At 70.5% G+C, this 18,909-nt stretch carries 14 protein-coding genes and 1 pseudogene; 4 read left to right on the top strand and 11 right to left on the bottom strand.

The genetic code is table 11. From position 1 onward, the window contains the following. Window positions 1-18 precede the first annotated feature (18 nt). Genes whiA through uvrC form a run of 4 tightly spaced genes read right to left on the bottom strand, consistent with a single transcriptional unit; the run spans window position 19 to window position 4,980 of the window. Window positions 19-1,008, bottom strand: a complete 990-nt coding sequence (gene whiA / locus ABZ070_RS08375) for a DNA-binding protein WhiA (RefSeq protein WP_356631298.1) — start codon at window positions 1,006-1,008, stop codon at window positions 19-21. Then, window positions 999-2,063, bottom strand: coding sequence for a uridine diphosphate-N-acetylglucosamine-binding protein YvcK (yvcK, locus tag ABZ070_RS08370; RefSeq protein WP_356631296.1), 1,065 nt, complete (start codon window positions 2,061-2,063; stop codon window positions 999-1,001). The genes whiA and yvcK overlap by 10 nt, the downstream gene beginning before the upstream one ends. Beyond that, window positions 2,060-3,001, bottom strand: a complete 942-nt coding sequence (rapZ, locus tag ABZ070_RS08365) for an RNase adapter RapZ (protein WP_356631294.1) — start codon at window positions 2,999-3,001, stop codon at window positions 2,060-2,062. Before rapZ ends, yvcK begins: the two co-directional genes overlap by 4 nt. Continuing rightward, entirely contained in the window at window positions 2,998-4,980 is a 1,983-nt protein-coding gene (gene uvrC / locus ABZ070_RS08360) for an excinuclease ABC subunit UvrC (protein ID WP_356631292.1), read from the bottom strand. The genes rapZ and uvrC overlap by 4 nt, the downstream gene beginning before the upstream one ends. Window positions 4,981-5,279: 299 nt before the next feature. On the opposite strand from uvrC, the gene ABZ070_RS08355 reads away from it, so the two are divergent. Next, window positions 5,280-6,233, top strand: a complete 954-nt coding sequence (locus ABZ070_RS08355) for a hypothetical protein (protein WP_356631290.1) — start codon at window positions 5,280-5,282, stop codon at window positions 6,231-6,233. Window positions 6,234-6,246: 13 nt separating this feature from the next. On the opposite strand, the gene ABZ070_RS08350 is transcribed toward ABZ070_RS08355, so the two are convergent. Next, on the bottom strand, window positions 6,247-6,681 hold the full coding sequence (locus ABZ070_RS08350; protein WP_356631288.1) for a Rieske (2Fe-2S) protein: 435 nt from the start codon (window positions 6,679-6,681) through the stop codon (window positions 6,247-6,249). A 283-nt stretch (window positions 6,682-6,964) separates the two neighbouring features. Then, window positions 6,965-9,913, bottom strand: coding sequence for an excinuclease ABC subunit UvrA (gene uvrA, locus ABZ070_RS08345; protein ID WP_356631286.1), 2,949 nt, complete (start codon window positions 9,911-9,913; stop codon window positions 6,965-6,967). 194 nt (window positions 9,914-10,107) lie between these two features. Between uvrA and ABZ070_RS08340 the strand changes: the two genes are divergently transcribed. From ABZ070_RS08340 to ABZ070_RS08330, 3 genes are all read left to right on the top strand, one after another. Continuing rightward, window positions 10,108-10,791, top strand: coding sequence for a maleylpyruvate isomerase family mycothiol-dependent enzyme (locus ABZ070_RS08340; protein WP_356631284.1), 684 nt, complete (start codon window positions 10,108-10,110; stop codon window positions 10,789-10,791). 10 nt (window positions 10,792-10,801) lie between these two features. Further along, window positions 10,802-11,458 carry an MBL fold metallo-hydrolase gene (locus ABZ070_RS08335; protein ID WP_356631282.1) on the top strand — a complete coding sequence of 219 codons (657 nt, stop codon included), beginning with the start codon at window positions 10,802-10,804 and terminating at the stop codon, window positions 11,456-11,458. 165 nt (window positions 11,459-11,623) lie between these two features. Continuing rightward, on the top strand, window positions 11,624-11,809 hold the full coding sequence (locus tag ABZ070_RS08330; RefSeq protein ID WP_356631280.1) for a hypothetical protein: 186 nt from the start codon (window positions 11,624-11,626) through the stop codon (window positions 11,807-11,809). 29 nt (window positions 11,810-11,838) lie between these two features. Here the strand turns inward: ABZ070_RS08330 and ABZ070_RS08325 are convergent, their stop codons facing one another. The 5 genes and pseudogenes from ABZ070_RS08325 to uvrB form a co-directional block, all read right to left on the bottom strand. Beyond that, window positions 11,839-12,507, bottom strand: a complete 669-nt coding sequence (locus tag ABZ070_RS08325; protein ID WP_356631278.1) for an alpha/beta hydrolase — start codon at window positions 12,505-12,507, stop codon at window positions 11,839-11,841. A 170-nt stretch (window positions 12,508-12,677) separates the two neighbouring features. Next, the gene (locus ABZ070_RS08320; RefSeq protein WP_356631276.1) at window positions 12,678-13,673 is read right to left on the bottom strand and encodes a TerC/Alx family metal homeostasis membrane protein; all 996 of its coding nucleotides are present in this window, start codon (window positions 13,671-13,673) and stop codon (window positions 12,678-12,680) included. A gap of 243 nt (window positions 13,674-13,916) precedes the next feature. Continuing rightward, window positions 13,917-15,877, bottom strand: a pseudogene (locus tag ABZ070_RS08315) (TerD family protein). A gap of 103 nt (window positions 15,878-15,980) precedes the next feature. Further along, window positions 15,981-16,559 (bottom strand): TerD family protein, encoded by a 579-nt coding sequence (locus ABZ070_RS08310; RefSeq protein WP_100106600.1) that lies wholly within the window; start codon window positions 16,557-16,559, stop codon window positions 15,981-15,983. Window positions 16,560-16,739: 180 nt separating this feature from the next. Further along, the gene (gene uvrB / locus ABZ070_RS08305) at window positions 16,740-18,872 is read right to left on the bottom strand and encodes an excinuclease ABC subunit UvrB (RefSeq protein WP_356631274.1); all 2,133 of its coding nucleotides are present in this window, start codon (window positions 18,870-18,872) and stop codon (window positions 16,740-16,742) included. Window positions 18,873-18,909: the final 37 nt, after the last annotated feature.

The following is an 18,909-nucleotide window of genomic DNA, read 5'->3' as shown; positions in this document are numbered from 1 at the left end:
GACGCCACGTCACGTAAGTCAGCCGACCAGACCGTCGGCCATCTCCTCGGTCAGATTCGACTCCGTACCCGGGATGCCCAGGTCCTGGGCCCGCTTGTCCGCCATCGCCAGCAGCCGGCGAATACGGCCCGCGACCGCGTCCTTCGTCAGCGGCGGGTCGGCGAGCGCGCCCAGCTCCTCCAGGGACGCCTGCTTGTGCTCCATGCGCAGCCGGCCCGCGGCCGCGAGGTGCTCCGGCACCTCCTCGCCGAGGATCTCCAGCGCCCGCTGCACCCGGGCGCCGGCCGCCACCGCGGCACGGGCCGATCGGCGCAGGTTGGCGTCGTCGAAATTGGCCAGGCGGTTGGCGGTCGCGCGCACCTCGCGCCGCATCCGCCGCTCCTCCCAGGCCAGCACCGACTCGTGCGCGCCGAGGCGGGTCAGTAGCGCGCCGATCGCGTCACCGTCCCGCACGACGACCCGGTCCACACCGCGGACCTCGCGCGCCTTCGCGGCGATGGACAGCCGTCGGGCGGCGCCCACCAGCGCCAGCGCCGCCTCCGGGCCGGGGCAGGTGACCTCCAGCGAGGAGGAGCGGCCGGGCTCGGTCAGCGAGCCGTGCGCGAGAAACGCGCCCCGCCAGGCGGCCTCCGCGTCGCAGGTGGCGCCCGACACGACCTGCGGCGGCAGGCCCCGGATCGGGCGGCCCCGGCCGTCGACGAGACCGGTCTGGCGGGCCAGCTGGTCGCCGCCCGCCACCACCCGCACGACGAAGCGGGAGCCGCGCCGCAACCCGCCTGGGGCCATGACCATCAGCTCCGAGGTGTGGCCGAAGATCTCCAGGATGTCCCGCTTCAGCCGGCGCGCGGCGATGCCGGTGTCCAGCTCCGCCTCGATCACGATGCGGCCGCTCACCAGGTGCAGACCGCCCGCGAACCGCAGGATGGCCGAGACCTCCGCTTTTCTGCAGCAGGTCCGGGTGACGGGGAGCCGGGAGATCTCGTCCTTCACCGCTGCCGTCATCGCCATGGGCCGATCCTTCCATGCATCCGAAAAATACGGTCGTACGCGGCGGCCAACAGCTCCGGGTCATGCTTCGGAAGTCCTCCCCCAGAGGCTTCCCCCTGGGAGGGACCCCCGTAGGAGGCCACCGGAGCCAGCTCGACCGCGGCACCCAGCCGCTCGGCGGCGTCGACGAGGGACTCGCGGTCGGGCACTGCGGCCTCGTCGGCCAGCACCACGTCCAGGGCGAGTTTAGGCGCGTGTCGTCCCAAAACCTCCAAATGACGCTGCGGGGAGAAGCCTTCTGTTTCACCGGGCTGCGGCACGAGGTTGAGCGAGAGCACCCGGCGCGCCTTGGTCTCGACCAGGGCGTCCAGCAGCTCGGGCACCAACAGGTGGGGTATCACCGAGGAGAACCAGGAGCCGGGACCGAGAACCACCCAGTCGGCGTCCAGCACGGCCTCCACGGCCTCCGGGACGGCCGGCGGGTCGTGCGGCACGAGATGCACGGACTGCACCTCGCCGGGGGTGAGCGCGACCGTCGCCTGACCGCGCACGGTCTCCACCTCGTCCGGGCGCGCCGGATCGTGCCCCCGCACCAGCGCCTCGAGCTCGAGCGGGACGGCGGACATGGGCAGCACCCTGCCGTGGGCGCCGAGCAGCTTGCCGACCAGGTCCAGGGCCTGGACGTGGTCGCCGAACTGCTCCCACAGGGCCACGATCAGCAGATTGCCGACCGCGTGCTCGTGCAGCTCGCCGTGGGACTGGAAGCGGTGCTGGATGACGCGGGCCCAGGTCTGGCCCCACTCGTCGTCCCCGCACAGCGCCGCCAGGGCCTTGCGCAGGTCGCCGGGCGGCAGCACGCCGAGCTCCTCGCGCAGCCGACCGCTGGAGCCGCCGTCGTCGGCGACCGTGACGACCGCGGTGAGGTCACCGGTGATGCGGCGCAGGGCCGCGAGTGACGCGGACAGCCCCATGCCGCCGCCGAGGGCGACGACCTTGGGCTGTGCGCCCCGCTTCCGCGCCGACAGCGTGCGCGTCGTTCTGCGCAGCCGCCGCAGACGGAGATTGCGTCCGGTCACTCGCGCCCCATGTCACGGTGGACCACGACGGTCTCCACACCGGCGGAGGCGAGGCGGGCGGCGAGCTTCTCCGACGTGGCGACCGAGCGGTGCTTGCCGCCGGTGCAGCCCACCGCGATGGTCACGTACCGCTTGCCCTCGCGGCGGTAGCCGGCGGCGATCAGCTGGAGCAGCTCGGTGTAGCGGTCGAGGAACTCCTTGGCGCCGGGCTGGTTGAAGACGTAGTTCGACACCTCTTCGTTCAGGCCGGTGAAGGGACGTAGCTCCGGCACCCAGTGCGGGTTCGGCAGGAAGCGCATGTCGACGACCAGGTCCGCGTCCACGGGCAGGCCGTACTTGAAGCCGAACGACATGACCGTGGCCCGCAGCTCGGGCTCCTCGTCGCCGGCGAACTGGGCGTCCATCTTGGCGCGCAGCTCGTGGACGTTGAGGCTGGAGGTGTCGATCACCAGGTCGGCGTCGCCGCGCAGCTCGCGCAGCAGGTCGCGCTCGGCCGCGATGCCGTCGACGATCCGGCCGTCGCCCTGCAGCGGGTGCGGGCGGCGGACCGACTCGAAGCGGCGCACCAGCGCGTCGTCCGACGACTCGAGGAAGACGATCCGGCGGGTGACCTGCTTGGCGTCCAGGTCCGCGAGGGACTCGCGGAGGTTGTCGAAGAAACGCCGGCCGCGCACGTCGACGACAACGGCGATCCGCGCGACATTGCCCTGGGAACGGGCGCCGAGTTCCACCATCGTGGGGATCAGCGCGGGCGGCAGATTGTCGACGACGAACCAGCCGAGGTCCTCCAGGCACTTGGCCGCCGTACTGCGGCCGGCGCCCGACATCCCGGAGATGATCACCAGCTCGGGGATGGCCACGTCCGCCGTGGCCTCGCCGGGCTCGGCTCCGTTGCCCGTACTCACGTCTGCTGCTCCGTCTCCGTCGTGCTCAGTCATGTCCTGCTGCCCCCGTCGTTCTCTTCAATGATCTCTCCTGTCGCGGTGTTCACGGCGGGTGCGGGCACTGCCGCCTGCGCCAGGGCCACGACCACGGACTCGGCCGTCTTGCGGCCCATACCGGGAACCTCGCAGATCTGCTCGATTGTCGCCTGCCGCAATCGCTTCACCGAGCCGAAATGCTTGATCAGGGCCTGCTTCCTGGTGTCCCCCAGACCGGGCACCGCGTCCAGCGGGCTCGTCCTGATGCGCTTGGAACGCTTGGAGCGCTGGTAGCGGATGGCGAAGTCGTGAGCGGTGTCACGCACCCGCTGCAGGAGATACAGGCCCTCGCTCGAGCGCGGCAGGACCACGGGGTCGTCCTCGTGAGGCAGCCAGACCTCCTCGAGGCGCTTGGCGAGGCCGCAGACGGCCACGTCGTCGATGCCGAGCTCGTCCAGGGCCCGCTTGGCGGCGGCGACCTGGGGCTGCCCTCCGTCGACGACCACGAGCTGGGGCGGGTAGGCGAACTTCTTCGGGCGGCCGTCGTCGGGGGCCTCGTCGGCGGGGCTGTCCTCCCCGATCCACTCCCCCGTCCTGTCCTTCTCGGCCAGATACCGCTTGAAGCGGCGGGTGATCACCTCGTGCATCGACCGGACGTCGTCCTGGCCTTCGAAGCCCTTGATCTGGAAGCGGCGGTACTCGCTCTTGCGGGCGAGACCGTCCTCGAAGACGACCATGGACGCCACCACGTCCTCGCCCTGGAGGTGCGAGATGTCGAAGCACTCGATGCGCAACGGGGCGGAGTCGAGCCCGAGAGCCTCGGCGATCTCCTCCAGGGCACGGGAGCGGGTCGTCAGGTCGCTGGCGCGCTTGGTCTTGTGCAGGCCGAGAGCCTGGAGCGCATTGCGCTCGACCGTCTCCATCAGGGCCTTCTTGTCGCCGCGCTGCGGGACGCGCAGGGACACGGCCGCACCGCGGCGGCCGCTCAGCCACTGCGTGACCGCGTCGGACTGCTCCGGCAGGGCGGGGACGAGGACCTCCTTGGGGACGGCGTCGCCGCTCTCCTCGCCGTACAGCTGCTGGAGCGCATGCTCGACCAGGCCCGCCGTGTCCACGTTCTCGACCTTGTCGGTGACCCAGCCGCGCTGGCCGCGGACCCGGCCGCCGCGGACGTGGAAGATCTGCACGGCGGCCTCGAGCTCGTCCTCGGCGACCGCGACGAGGTCGGCATCGGTCGCGTCGGCGAGCACCACCGCGTTCTTCTCGAGGGCGCGCTTGAGAGCGCCTATGTCGTCACGCAGCCGGGCCGCCTTCTCGTACTCCATCTCCTCGGCCGCGGCCATCATCTGCTTCTCGAGGCGGCGGATGTACGTGCCGGTGCGGCCGGCCATGAAGTCGCAGAACTCCTCGGCCAGTTCGCGGTGCTCCTCCGGTGTCACCCGGCCCACGCAGGGCGCGGAGCACTTGCCGATGTAGCCCAGCAGGCAGGGGCGGCCCTTCTGCACGTGGTTGCGGAAGACGCCGGCGGAGCAGGTGCGCACGGGGAAGACGCGGAGCATCAGGTCGACGGTCTCACGGATGGCCCACGCGTGGCCGTACGGACCGAAGTAGCGCACACCCTTCCGCTTGGCGCCGCGCATGACCTGGACCCTCGGGAACTCCTCGTTCAGCGTGACCGCGAGATACGGATAGCTCTTGTCGTCGCGGTACTTGACGTTGAACCGGGGATCGAACTCCTTGATCCAGGAGTATTCCAGCTGGAGGGCCTCGACCTCGGTCGAGACGACCGTCCACTCGACGGAGGCGGCGGTGGTGACCATGGTGCGCGTACGCGGGTGCAGATTGGCCAGGTCCTGGAAGTAGCTGGCGAGGCGGGAGCGCAGGCTCTTCGCCTTCCCGACGTAGATCACCCGGCGGTGCTCGTCGCGGAACCTGTAGACCCCCGGCGAGTCGGGGATCTGTCCCGGCTTGGGGCGGTAGCTGGAGGGGTCTGCCATGCCGACCACCCTACTGGCGGGCAGTGACAGCTCGACCCTGTCCCAGGGAGACGACCGGCCCGGCCCGGCCGCCGCCGGCTCCGGATCGCCGACGGTGCGCCCACGCCTTGTCGGGGGCAGGTCAACACGCTTCAATGCGGGGTGACGCGGCACCGAGAGTGGTGCGGCACGGACGTGACCACCGCCGTCCCGCCGCATTCATCCGGAGAGCCGCCGTCCACCCACCCACGGCGGCCGAGCAGCCGAACTGCCGAGCAGCACGTGAGCAGCACCGCACGCGATTCGTCCCGGAGGAATCCATGGGCCATGCCGAAGCCGACCTGGCGCAGGTACTGAACACCGGCCCCTTCCACCTGGCGCTGCGCGCCGCCCTCGCCGTGCGCGGTCTGCCGCTCCAGCGCGTCCAGCACCATCTCGCCCACCGCGGGATCAAGGTCGGGGTGACCAGCCTCAGTTACTGGCAGCAGGGCGCCCGCCGCCCACAGCGCCCCGAGTCGCTGCGGGCGGTGCGCGCGCTGGAGGAACTGCTCGACCTGCCCGGGGAGTCCCTGGTCCGGCTCCTGGGCGCGGGCAACGGTGGTGCCATGGGCAGTGGCAGCCGTGAGGCGGACCGGGCCCGGGGCCGCTCGTACCGTTCGTACCGCGCGCTGGTGGATCCGTCCGGGACGGTGGGACGGCTCCTCGCCGAACTCGAGTCCCCGAAGGACATCGGACTGCAGAGGATCGGACACCACGAACGGGTACGCATCGGGGCCCGGCGCCAGCTGCTCGGGCGGCACTCGCAGCACGTCGTACGCGCCCACCGCGACGGCGTCGACCGCTACCTCGCCGTCCACCACGGCGACGCGGACGGCGACCCGGCGGGCGTCGAGGTGAGCGGCCTGGAGAACTGCCGCCCCGGGCGGGTGCGCCGGGACCGGGCGAGCGGCGTGGTGATCGCGGAGCTGCTCTTCGACGCCGGGCTGCGGGCGGGCGAGACATACGTCTTCGGCTACGGCTTCGAGGACGGCGGCGGCGGGACGAGCACCGAGTACGTGCGGGGCTTCGACCACGCGGGCGGTCAGTACGTACTGCAGGTGCGCTTCGACGAGGGTGCGCTGCCCGTGCGCTGCCACCGCTTCTCGCAGGCGACGACGGGCATGCCGCGAGGGGCGCGCACGGACCTCACGCCCAGCGGCCGGCACCGCACGGTGCACCTCGTGGAGCAGGGGGTGCGGCCGGGAATGCTGGGCATCGCCTGGGACTGGGGCTGAGCCCGACGCCCGCTCATGCCCCTGTCTGTGCGTCCGGGCCGGCCACGAGCCTGCCGCCCTCGGCCTTGATCGGCACCTCGGGCAGCGGCACGGTCGCCGGGCCCTTCAGCGCCTTGCCGGTCGTCACGTCGAAGCGGCTGCCGTGGCACGGACAGTTGCCCTCGGTGCCCTCGACCTTGTCGAGGACGCAGCCGGCGTGGGTGCACTGGGCGCTGAAGGCTTTGTACTCGCCCTTCGCCGGACAGTGCACTATCAGGCGCTGCTCGCGGTAGAGCCTGGCCCCGCCCACGGGGACGGCGTCGGCCGCACCGAGGTCGACCGGTGCGGTGGGGGTCGGGTTCTCGGCATGGCCGAGCTTCGACTCGGTGGAACACGCGGCAACGCCCAGCCCGGCGACCCCGGCGAGGGCCGCACCCTTCAGAACGGTGCGGCGGGCGGTCGGGGGCATGGGGACTCCACGGTTCGGGACGGGGGTGGGTGCACTGACAGAACCGACGATACCGGCGGAGATCCCCGCGTCTCAGACCGGGTCCACCACGGGAACCACCCCCGGGGTGCCGGCCCCGCGGCTGCGGGAACGGGACGGCGCACGAGGGCAGCGCCCCTGGCTCCGGGAACGGGACGGCGGCTGAGGGCAGCGCCCCTGGCTCCGGGGCGGGGGGTCGGACAGAGCCACCGGTTTCAGGAAGGGGCGGGGTGGGGCAACGGCCCCACCCCATCCCCACCCTCTGTCACGCCTTGCGCGCCCGCGCCCCCACCGTCGCCTGCTTCACCGGCTTCGCCGACCTCGTCGGCTTGCGCGCCCCCGGCACTCCCGCTCCCGCATCGCTGATCCGGTCGGCGTCGAGGATGTCGCGCAGGAACTTGCCGGTGTGACTCGCCGGGACGCCGGCGACCTGCTCCGGGGTGCCCTCGGCGATCACGAGGCCACCCCCGCTGCCGCCTTCGGGTCCCATGTCCACGACCCAGTCGGCCGTCTTGATGACGTCCAGGTTGTGCTCGATGACGATCACCGAGTTGCCCTTGTCGACGAGTCCCGACAGCACGTTGATCAGCTTGCTGATGTCCTCGAAGTGCAGGCCGGTGGTCGGCTCGTCCAGGACGTAGACCGTGCGTCCCGTGGACCGCTTCTGGAGCTCGGACGCCAGCTTCACGCGCTGCGCCTCACCACCGGAGAGCGTCGGCGCCGACTGTCCCAGCCGGACGTACCCCAGCCCCACCTCGTTGAGCGTGCGCAGATGGCGGGAGATCGTCGGGACGGCCTCGAAGAAGTGCAGCGCCTCCTCGATCGGCATGTCCAGCACCTCGGCGATGGACTTGCCCTTGTAGTGGACCTCCAGCGTCTCGCGGTTGTACCGCGCCCCGTGGCAGACCTCGCACGGGACGTACACGTCCGGCAGGAAGTTCATCTCGATCTTGATGGTGCCGTCGCCGGAGCAGTTCTCACAGCGGCCGCCCTTGACGTTGAAGGAGAACCGGCCCGGCAGGTAGCCGCGGACCTTGGCCTCCATCGTCTCCGCGAAGAGCTTGCGGACGTGGTCGAAGACGCCGGTGTACGTGGCGGGGTTGGACCGCGGGGTGCGGCCGATGGGCGACTGGTCGACGTGCACCACCTTGTCGACGAGATCGTCGCCGTCGACCCGGGTGTGGCGTCCCGGCACCGACTTCGCGCCGTTCAGTTCGCGGGCGAGGTGGGTGTAGAGGATGTCGTTGACCAGGGTCGACTTGCCGGACCCGGAGACGCCGGTGACGGCCGTGAGCACACCGAGGGGGAACGCGACGTCGATGTCCTGGAGGTTGTTCTCCCGGGCGCCGTGCACGGTGAGCCTGCGCGTCGGGTCGACGGGGCGGCGCAGCTCCGGCGTGGGGATGGAGCGCTTCCTGGCCAGGTACTGCCCGGTCATCGACTCCTTGTTGGCCAGCAGCTGCTTCAACGGCCCGGAGTGCACGACCTTGCCACCGTGCTCTCCCGCGCCCGGACCGATGTCGACGACCCAGTCGGCGACCTTGATGGTGTCCTCGTCGTGCTCGACGACGATGAGGGTGTTGCCCATGTCGCGCAGGCGGACGAGGGTCTCGATCAGCCGGTGGTTGTCGCGCTGGTGCAGTCCGATGGACGGCTCGTCGAGGACGTAGAGCACGCCGACCAGGCCGGAGCCGATCTGGGTGGCGAGCCGGATGCGCTGGGCCTCGCCGCCGGACAGGGTGCCGGCCGCGCGGTTGAGCGACAGGTAGTCGAGGCCGACGTCGACCAGGAAGCGCAGCCGCTCGTTGACCTCCTTGAGCACCCGCTCGGCGATCTTCTTGTCGCGGGCGTTCAGCTTGAGGCGGCCGAGGAACTCCGCGCACTCGCTGATGGACATCGCGGAAACCTCGGCGATGGACCTCTCCATCACGGTGACGGCGAGGACGATCGGCTTGAGGCGGGTGCCTTCACAGGTCGGGCACGGCACCTCGCGCATGTAGCCCTCGAAGCGCTCCCTGCTGGAGTCGCTCTCGGCCTCGGAGTGCCGCCGCTTGACGAACTGCACGGCGCCTTCGAAGGCGGGCGTCGTGTAGGCGCGCTCCCGGCCGTAGCGGTTGCGGTAGCGGACCTCGACCTGGGTCTTGTGTCCGTGCAGCAGGGCCTTCTTGGCGCGGGCGGGGAGCCCGGCCCAGGGCATGTCCGTGGAGAAGCCGAGCGCCTGCGACAGCCCGCCGATCAGACGGCCGAAGTACTCCTTGGTGTGTCCGTGCGACCACGGGTGGATCGCGCCCTCGTCGAGAGACTTCTCCTCGTCGGGGACGATCAGCTCGGGGTCGACCTCCATGCGCGTGCCGATGCCGGTGCAGTCGGGACAGGCACCGAAGGGCGAGTTGAAGGAGAACGAGCGGGGCTCGAGCTCTTCGAAGGACAGGTCGTCGTACGGGCAGTAGAGGTGCTCCGAGAACATCCGCTCGCGCTCGGGGTCGTCCTCCGGGAGGTCGACGAAGTCGAGCACGACCATGCCGCCGGAGAGCCCGAGCGCGGTCTCGACCGAGTCGGTGAGCCGGCGCTTGGCGGAGTCCTTCACGGTGAGGCGGTCGACGACCACCTCGATGGTGTGCTTCTCCTGCTTCTTGAGCTTGGGCGGCTCGGCGAGCTGGACGGTCTGCCCGTCGACGCGCGCGCGGCTGTAGCCCTTGGTCTGCAGGTCGGAGAAGAGGTCGACGAACTCGCCCTTGCGCTCGCGCACCAGCGGCGAAAGCACCTGGAAGCGGCTGCCCTCGGGCAGCTCGAGGACCCTGTCGACGATGGCCTGCGGCGACTGGCGCGTGATGGGGCGGCGGCACTCGGGGCAGTGCGGCTTACCGATGCGCGCGAAGAGCAGACGGAGGTAGTCGTAGACCTCGGTGATCGTGCCGACCGTGGAGCGCGGGTTGCGCGAGGTCGACTTCTGGTCGATCGAGACGGCCGGGGAGAGGCCCTCGATGAAGTCGACGTCCGGCTTGTCCATCTGGCCGAGGAACTGCCGGGCGTAGGAGGAGAGGGACTCGACGTAACGGCGCTGCCCCTCGGCGAAGATCGTGTCGAACGCGAGGGACGACTTGCCCGATCCCGAGAGCCCGGTGAAGACGATGAGGGAGTCACGCGGGAGGTCGAGCGAGACGTTCTTCAGGTTGTGCTCGCGAGCGCCACGAACGATGAGACGGTCGGCCACGCCGGTCCGCACCTTTCTGAGTAGAAGCGGGGGCACAGCCCCCGGTCCCGGGCTGGATCCAGCCTATGGGGGCAGCCATGCGATGAATGCCTGACTTCAAGAATGCCTCCGACGAGCGTATAGCACGCGCATTCGATTCAAGGACGCGTGCCGATACCTTCACCCGATCGAGTGGGCGGGCTAGGGTCGGCCCCATGATCGATCCCGTGAGCGACCTGCGCTCTGTACGTGAAGCGACCGACCAGCTGCTCACCGCGGCTGCCGCACTGGACAACGCGGCCGTGGCCGGACCGTCACGGCTGCCGGGCTGGACCCGCGGCCACGTACTGGCCCACATCTCCCGTAACGCCGACGCGCTCGTAAATGTTCTCGAGGGCCGGCCGATGTATGTCACAGCCGAGGCCCGCGACGCCGACATCGAGCGCGACGCCTCCCGCGGGCTCTCCGAGCAGCTCGACGACGTGCGCGCGTCCGCGGCCCGCTTCCAGGACACGGGTGCCGCCCCCGCGGACTGGCAGCGCACCGTCGAGCTGCGCAACGGGGTGACCGACCGGGCCGCGCGCGTCCCCTTCCGCCGTCTCGTCGAGGTCGAGCTGCACCATGTCGACCTCGGCATCGGCTACGAGCTGGAGGACCTGCCGAAGGAGTTCACCGAGCGGGAGACCGCCTTCCTGGCGGAGCGGTGGAGCGCCCGCGAGGACGTGCCGCCGACCCGCGTGCTGGCCGGCGGCGGCGAATGGCGCACCGGCGGCGCGGAAGGGACGCCGGTCACCGTCTCCGGCTCCCCCGCGGACGTGCTGGGCTGGCTCTCCGGCCGCCGCGACGGCACCGCCCTGGAGTGCGCCGGAGGCCCGCTGCCCGTACTGCCTCCGCTATAGGCTGAGACGCATGACATACAGCGGAGCGGTGAAGGTCGGCGGCCCGGCGGACGTGCACGAACTCGCCGACCTGATGATCTCCAAGGTCGCCGTGGGGCCGATGGACAACAACGCCTATCTGTTGCGCTGCCGCGCCACCGGTGAGCAGCTGCTGATCGACGCGGCGGCAGAGCCGGAGACCCTGCTGCAGCTGATCGGCGACGACTCCATCGCCGCCGTCGTCACCACCCACCGCCACGGCGACCACTGGCAGGCACTGCAGGAGGTCGTGCGGGCGACCGGCGCGCGCACCTACGCCGGCCGGCACGACGCCGAGGGCATCCCCGTCCCCACCGACGTACCGGTCGACGACGGGGACACGATCCAGGTGGGGCGCGTCGAGCTCACGGCCCGCCACCTGGTGGGTCACACCCCCGGTTCGATCGTGCTCGTCTACGACGACCCGCACGGTCACCCGCACATCTTCACCGGCGACTGCCTGTTCCCCGGCGGCGTGGGCAACACCCACAAGGACCCGCAGGCGTTCACCAGCCTGCTCGACGGCGTCAAGGCCAAGCTGTTCGACCGGCTCCCCGACGAGACATGGGTCTACCCGGGCCACGGCAAGGACACCAGCCTCGGCGAGGAACGGCCCCATCTGGCCGAGTGGCGCGAACGCGGCTGGTGACGCCGCCCTACCCGGCGGCGGCCGCCTCGATCCTCGCGAGCACATCCGTGTAGCGGGGCCGCTTGTCGGGCCGGGCGCGGACAGCGGGAGGAGCGCAGCGATGCGCTCCTTCTCCCTCTCGTCGGCGAAGCAGCGGGCGGCACGCTCGGTCAGGAGCTCCAGGCCGTGGACGCGATGGTGCGGGGCGGGGTGGCGGATGAGGCCGGCGAGCACGTCCAGCGGGCAGGTGAGGGGGTCGAGGTGCCCCGTCGTTCGGGTGTCTCCCGCCCGGACCGGTGCCTGGTCAAGATCCCCAAGGCCGCGTCCTCTGGCGATTTCCCGTCCCCCGGCGTCGTCACCGTCGGATACTAAGTGGGGCGTCCGCGGCCCGGCCATCGTTTTCACGACGTCGGCGCCACCCCCAACAGCCCGAGGACCAAGCGTGTCGTGAGGGCGTGCCAGGTCGACGCGCCGCGGAGCATGGCGTGATCGCCGCCGGGCATGGGGAGTTCACGGACGTCGGCGCCGGCGCTGCGGGCGCGCGCCGCGAAGGCCCAGGTCTCTGCCGGGTCCGTGACACGGTCCCGGTCGCCGTGCAGCAGCACGACCGATCTGCCCGCCAAATGGTCGACGGGGTCTTCGGGCGGGCACCAGGGGGCAAGACCGACGACCGCCTTCACATGGGGGTGGCCGGCGGCGTGCAGCGCGGCCCGTGCACCCATGGAGTGGCCCACCAGGACGGTGGGCACGGGGCCGGTCAGCAGGGCCAGTTCGTCGAGGGCTCGCCCGGCGTCGCGGGCGGCGTCCGCCCGGTCGCCGTTCCAGCCGCGGTGGCCGTAGCGGACCCTGCCCAGTGCGACGCCGTGGCCGGCGGTCGCGCGGGCGATCGCCCGCGCGAAGGGGCGCATGCGGGCGCCTGGGAGGTTCAGGGCGGGCGGCGGCTCCACCGCGTCGGCGCGGCCGCCGTGCAGGAGCAGGACCGCGGCGGTGGCGGGCTCGGCCGACCGGTCGAGGCGCAGCGCGGGCAGCGGCACACGGTCCTTGGCACCGGTGCGTACGGGGATGGCCATCGCGTCGTCCTCGGGGTGTCGTCGGTTCTCGCATGCAACGCTGTCGGTTGTCGCACGCAACGGTATGCGGTGCTGCGGCTCCGGTGGACCGGTGGGGGAAACACACCGGCGGGTGCGGACGGGCCTGCCGTCCGCACCCGCCGGTGCTGTGCTCACGCGTCGCGCGACCGTCAGGCCTCGACGCTGTCCTTGTCCTTCTCCAAGGCTTCGGCGGCTTCCCGCTCAGCCTGCTTCTTGGAGGCGATGAGGCTGGTGATCGTCGTGATCACCAGGACACCGCAGATGACGGCCAGCGAGACCGGGATGGAGATCTCGGGAACGTGCACACCGCTCTCGTGCAGGGCGTGCAGCACCAGCTTCACACCGATGAAGCCGAGGATCACCGACAGGCCGTAGCTGAGGTGGACCAGCTTCTTGAGCAGTCCGCCGATGAGGAAGTACAGCTGCCGCAGACCCATCAGCGCGAACGCGTTGGCGGTGAAGACGATGTACGGGTCCTGGGTCAGACCGAAGATCGCGGGGATCGAGTCCAGAGCGAAGAGCACGTCGGTGGTGCCGATGGCGAGCATGACGACCATCAGCGGGGTCAGGACGCGCTTGCCGTTGTTGCGGATGAAGAGCTTCGTGCCGTGGTACTTGTCGGCGACACCGAAGCGGTGCTCGATCGACTTGAGGAGCCTGTTCTCCTCGAACTCCTCCTCCTCGTCGTCGGAGCGCGCCTCCTGGATGAGCTTCCAGGCCGTGTAGATGAGGAACGCGCCGAAGATGTAGAAGACCCAGGAGAAGCTGGCGATGATCGCCGCACCCGCGGCGATGAAGATGGCGCGCAGCACCAGGGCGATCAGCACACCGATCAGCAGCACCCGCTGCTGGAGGTGCGAGGGCACGGCGAACTTCGCCATGATCAGGACGAAGACGAAGAGGTTGTCGACACTGAGCGACTTCTCCGTGATGAAGCCCGCGAAGAACTCGCCCGACGCCTGGCTCTCGCCCGCGAACAGCAGGCCGAGGCCGAAGAGTGCGGCCAGCACGATCCAGACCACGGTCCAGATGCCGGCTTCCTTGATCGACACGTCATGGGGCTTGCGCCCGATGAAGAAGTCGACAGCGATCAGGGCACTGAGACCAAGAATGGTCAGCACCCAAACGGTCATTGAAACGTCCACTGCGCCTCCGGCGTCGTACGGCTACTGATCAGCGTCGTCGCTGCCGGAGGTCTCTTCCACCCGGGCGGCCTCAGCCGCACCACGGGCCGGCGCCCCGGGACTTCTCTGTAGGTCCGTATTGACGGGCACGCCGCGAGTCGGGAGTACTCCCCTCCGCGCAAAGAACGGTACAGGAAAGACCAATGAAAGGTAAAGGCGATGGTAAAGGCCGCCCCAAAAGGGCTGGTCGGAGCCCGGATCGGATCAGCGGCGCCAGGCCCGTCGAGCCTCGGTCACCTGGTCGAGCACCTGGCGCAGCACGCCGCTGCCCGTCGGCACGGTCAGCGGCTCGTACGTCCACGCATGACGCACCCACGGGTCGGCGATGTGGTCGTCGGGGACCGGGGTCACCCGTAGCAGCGAGCGCCACAGCGGGTCGAGTACCGGCCCGTAGGCCGTCGCGTCCTCGCGGTCCGCGACCATCAGCAGGTGGACGCCGACGGCCGGCCCCTCGTCCGCGAGGTAGCGGAGCTGGTTGACCGCGCGGTCGTCGAAACCGTGCGGGAAGTCGTTGACGATCAGCAGCTGCTCGCCCGTGTCGAGGCCGGGCGGGAGAGAGTCGGCCGCACCCCCTCGTACCGCCATCGTCACCAGGTCGACCCGCTCGGTGAGCTTGGCGAGGACGGCGCTGACGCCCTGGGCGCCCGCGGCCGGCGGGCCGGTGAGGGCGCCGGATTCGACCAGGGGAGCCAGCGAGGCGGCGGCAGTGCCCGCCGGGTCGATGGCATGGACGCTGAACTCGCCGGGCGGGTACACGGCGAGCAGCCGGGCGGCGAGCGCGACCGCCGAGTCGACGGCGAGCCGGCGCAGCTGCGCCTCGTCCATCGCCATCGCTGCGTCCGAGCTCGAACGGCCGCTGTCCACCCACAGCCCGCGCTCGAGCGGCAGCCGGACCAGGCACGGGATGCGCAGATCGGGGCTCTCCGGCAGATGGAGGTCGCCGATGCGCAGGGCCATCGGGATCTCCATCGGGACGCGGTAGGCGTGCCAGCTGGGGTTGTCCCAGCGGGCGAATGCGGGCGGCAGCGCCGGTTCTACGACCTCCGACTCCGCGGTCAGCTGGGCCAGGTCGCGGTCGAGTGCCTGCCGCGCCTGGTCGGTCAGTTGCTCACACTTGGCGCGGGCCGCGGCCCTGGCCGCGTCGCCGGTGCTGCCGATGCGGCTGCGCGGGTCGGACAGGACCTGGTCGAGCTCCTTGTCCATCCGGGACTCGGCGAACTCGACGGCGCTGCGGTACGCGGCGACGGTCCGGGCGAGGTCCTCGAACATGCCCCAGACCTGGTTGTAGAGGCGCTCTTCCATGGACCAGCCGCTGGCGTCGCCCGCCACCGGGGCGGCCGGGCGGCCGGGTTCGGCCGGCGGCGCGGCGCGGCGGGAGCGGGCGGGGGCGGGGCCGACTGTCTGCGCGGATGGGCGTAGTTGATGGGGCCTCCGGGCATCTGCGGAGGGTCGGGCGTCGGCGTCTGCTGGGGGCCTGCACCGGCCGCTGCGGGCTGCGGTCCCGAGGCGGTGGGACCGTCGGGGATCGTGACATCGCCCGGGGAGGACTGCTCCCCGCCGGGTGCCGCTGCCGCGGCGTCGGCAGCCGTGCGGAGCCGGGCCGGCTCGGCGCGGTGCGCGCGTGGCACGGCCGTCTCCTGGATGGCCGATGCCGTGCGGTCGGCCTGGTCCATGCCCTGGTCCGACAGCAGTTGGCCGAGGCCGCCCGCGTATCCCTGACCCACCGCGCGGATTTTCCAGGCGCCCTGACGGCGGTACAACTCGACGGCGACCAGCGCGTTTTCGCTGTCGAGGCCGGTGATGGTGAAGCTGGCCAGCTCCGTACCGCCCTGGCTCGTGACCGCCACGTACGGGGCCGCCGTGGCGCCGAACCGGTCGGGACCGCCGGCGCCCACGGGGAGAGCGAGGATGACATTGACCTGATGCACCGCGTCGGGCACGTCGTCGAGGTCCACGGCAAAACGGGGGGACCGCTCGGCGCGCCCGGGCACTTCGATGCCGGGAAGAGCGGAAGCTCCGGGGTGTGCCACCCATTCCGCGCGGACGGCGCCCTGTTCGTCGAAGCAGGTGGCGCAGGCGACGACCGGATGGCCGGCCGACACCCGGATCTCGAGTCGGGTGTCGGGCAAGGGGTGGTTCTGCCCCCGGACCAGCTCGGCCGTCATCGCTCTGTCCCCTCGGTGCTCTGCTGTGTGCGGTTGGTACGCGGGCAGCTCCCGGCGGCTGTGCCTCCGGGAGCTGCGGTACGACTCGGATGTCCCGCCGTGCCTACAGGTGCGGCAGGATCGCGGGCATCAGGTCCTGGAACGTACGGCCGTTGGCAGGGTTGCCCAGGGCCGTCATCTGCCAGCCGCCGCCGGCGCGGTGCACCTTCGCCATGATCTGCGCGGTGTACTGGCCGCCGCCGTCGAGCGTGTAGCGGGCGAGCTCCTGGCCGTTGGTCTCGTCGACGATGCGGCAGAAGGCGTTCTGCACTTCCTGGAACGTCTGGCCGGTGAACGAGTTGACCGTGAAGACGATCTGGTCGATGTGGACCGGCACGCGCTGCAGGTCGACGAGGATCGCCTCGTCGTCGCCGCCGGAACCAGCGCCGCCGACCAAATTGTCACCGGTGTGCTTGACGGAGCCGTCGTCGCTGACGAGGTGGCGGAAGAACACGACGTCCACCGGCTGCTTGTCGGCGAACAGCACCGCGGAGGCGTCCAGGTCGACTTCGCGGGTGCGCGAGCCGAACAGACCGCGGCGCGGGGCCGCCTGCCATCCGAGGCCCATCCGCACCGCCGTGAGCGTGCCCCCGTCGCTCTTCTGCAGGCTGATGGCCTGACCCTTGGTCATGTTGACCGTCACGCGCTGTCCCCTTCTCGCGAATTGCCACCGCCCATACGTGCGGTTGTCCCAGCACCCTACGCAGTCGCACCGACAGGGCGCCGGGGCAGTCGGTTTTTGTGTCGGTCTTGCAACACACCGGCCGGCACAGCCGCCACGGCAGGCGCGGCAGGCGCGGCAGGCGCGGCAGGCGCGGCAGGCTCAGGCGAGTCCTGCCTCCTTCATCTGACGCAGCTCCTTCTTCAACTCGCTTACCTCGTCGCGCAGCCGGGCCGCCACCTCGAACTGGAGCTCCGCGGCGGCAGCCCGCATACGGTCGGTCATCTCTTCGATGATTCCGGCCAGTTCGGTCGCGGGCCGGTCGCTGAGCACCTCGCCCTTGCGGCCCGCTCGGGCACCGGCTCCGGCACCGAGCGAGGGCACCGGCGCCTTGGCGCCCTTGCCCGGCTTGTCGGCCTTCGCCTGGCGGTAGCCGGTACCCAGCAGCTCCTCGGTGTCGATCTCCTCGCGCGCGATGGTCGCGACGATGTCGTTGATCTTCTTGCGGAGCGGCTGCGGGTCGATGCCGTTCTCCGTGTTGTACGCGATCTGCTTCTCGCGGCGGCGGTTGGTCTCCTCGATGGCCTTCTCCATCGCGGGCGTGATCTTGTCCGCGTACATATGGACCTCGCCGGAGACGTTGCGCGCCGCGCGGCCGATGGTCTGGATCAGGGAGGTGCCGGAGCGCAGGAAGCCCTCCTTGTCGGCGTCGAGGATGGCGACCAGCGACACCTCGGGCAGGTCTAGTCCCTCGCGCAGGAGGTTGATGCCGACCAGGACGTCGTACTCACCGGAACGCAGCTCGCGCAGCAGCTCGATGCGGCGGAGGGTGTCGACGTCACTGTGGAGATAGCGGACCTGGATGCCGAGCTCGAGGAAGTAGTCGGTCAGGTCCTCGGCCATCTTCTTGGTCAGCGTGGTGACCAGGACACGTTCGTCCTTCTCGGTGCGCTCGCGGATCTCGTGCACCAGGTCGTCGATCTGCCCCTCGGTGGGCTTGACGACGACCTGGGGGTCGACGAGCCCGGTGGGGCGGATGATCTGCTCGACGAAGCCGTCGCCGCGGGACAGTTCGTAGGCGCCGGGGGTGGCCGACAGATAGACGGTCTGGCCGATGCGCTGCTGGAACTCCTCCCACTTCAGCGGGCGGTTGTCGAGCGCGGACGGCAGCCGGAAGCCGTGGTCGACGAGCGTGCGCTTGCGCGACGCGTCGCCCTCGTACATCGCCCCGATCTGCGGCACCGTCACATGCGACTCGTCGATGACGAGCAGGAAGTCCTCGGGGAAGTAGTCGAGGAGGGTGTTCGGCGGCGAGCCGGGCTCCCGGTCGTCGAAATGCATCGAGTAGTTCTCGATGCCGGAGCAGGAGCCGATCTGGCGCATCATCTCGATGTCGTACGTGGTGCGCATGCGCAGGCGCTGGGACTCCAGCAGCTTGCCCTGCTTGTCGAGCTCCGCGAGGCGCTGCCCGAGCTCCGCCTCGATGCCGTTGACCGCCTTCTCCATGCGCTCGGGTCCCGCCACGTAGTGGCTGGCGGGGAACACGTAGAGCGACTGGTCCTCGCTGAGGATCTCGCCGGTGAGCGGGTGGAGCGTGGACAGGGCCTCGATCTCGTCGCCGAACATCTCGATACGGACGGCGAGCTCCTCGTAGACCGGGAAGATCTCGATGGTGTCGCCGCGGACGCGGAAGGTGCCGCGCTGGAAGGCCAGGTCGTTGCGGGTGTACTGGATGTCGACGAAGCGGCGCAGCAGCTGGTCGCGGTCGATCTCGTCGCCGACCTTGAGCTGGACCATGCGGTCCACGTACTCCTGCGGGGTGCCGAGGCCGTAGATGCAGGAGACCGAGGCGACCACGACGACGTCCCGCCGGGTGAGCAGCGAATTGGTCGCGGAGTGGCGCAGGCGCTCGACCTCCTCGTTGATCGAGGAGTCCTTCTCGATGTACGTGTCCGACTGCGGGACGTACGCCTCTGGCTGGTAGTAGTCGTAGTACGAGACGAAGTACTCCACCGCGTTGTTCGGGAGGAGCTCGCGGAACTCGTTCGCCAGCTGGGCGGCCAGGGTCTTGTTCGGCGCCATGACCAGGGTGGGGCGCTGAAGCTTCTCGATCATCCAGGCAGTCGTCGCCGACTTGCCCGTGCCGGTCGCGCCCAGGAGGACGACGTCCTTCTCACCTGCGCCGACGCGCCGCTCCAGCTCGGCAATGGCCGTCGGCTGGTCGCCGCTGGGCCGATAGGGACTGACGACCTCGAAAGGCGCCACCGTACGTTCGATCTTGGAAACGGGCCGCATGCAACAACCGTACGACCCCCCACTGACAGTCGGGTGG

The organism is Streptomyces sp. NPDC006283 (assembly GCF_040613325.1).
Lineage (GTDB): Bacteria > Actinomycetota > Actinomycetes > Streptomycetales > Streptomycetaceae > Streptomyces.
This window is presented reverse-complemented; position numbering and strand designations above follow the sequence as displayed.

What these genes read in the sequence shown, in the direction of transcription:
- whiA (WP_356631298.1), bottom strand. Translation starts at nt 1,008, where the DNA reads ATGGCGATGACGGCAGCGGTGAAGGACGAGATCTCCCGGCTCCCCGTC.
- rapZ (WP_356631294.1), bottom strand. Translation starts at nt 3,001, where the DNA reads ATGACTGAGCACGACGGAGACGGAGCAGCAGACGTGAGTACGGGCAAC.
- uvrC (WP_356631292.1), bottom strand. Translation starts at nt 4,980, where the DNA reads ATGGCAGACCCCTCCAGCTACCGCCCCAAGCCGGGACAGATCCCCGAC.
- ABZ070_RS08355 (WP_356631290.1), top strand. Translation starts at nt 5,280, where the DNA reads ATGGGCCATGCCGAAGCCGACCTGGCGCAGGTACTGAACACCGGCCCC.
- ABZ070_RS08350 (WP_356631288.1), bottom strand. Translation starts at nt 6,681, where the DNA reads ATGCCCCCGACCGCCCGCCGCACCGTTCTGAAGGGTGCGGCCCTCGCC.
- ABZ070_RS08340 (WP_356631284.1), top strand. Translation starts at nt 10,108, where the DNA reads ATGATCGATCCCGTGAGCGACCTGCGCTCTGTACGTGAAGCGACCGAC.
- ABZ070_RS08335 (WP_356631282.1), top strand. Translation starts at nt 10,802, where the DNA reads ATGACATACAGCGGAGCGGTGAAGGTCGGCGGCCCGGCGGACGTGCAC.
- ABZ070_RS08325 (WP_356631278.1), bottom strand. Translation starts at nt 12,507, where the DNA reads ATGGCCATCCCCGTACGCACCGGTGCCAAGGACCGTGTGCCGCTGCCC.
- uvrB (WP_356631274.1), bottom strand. Translation starts at nt 18,872, where the DNA reads ATGCGGCCCGTTTCCAAGATCGAACGTACGGTGGCGCCTTTCGAGGTC.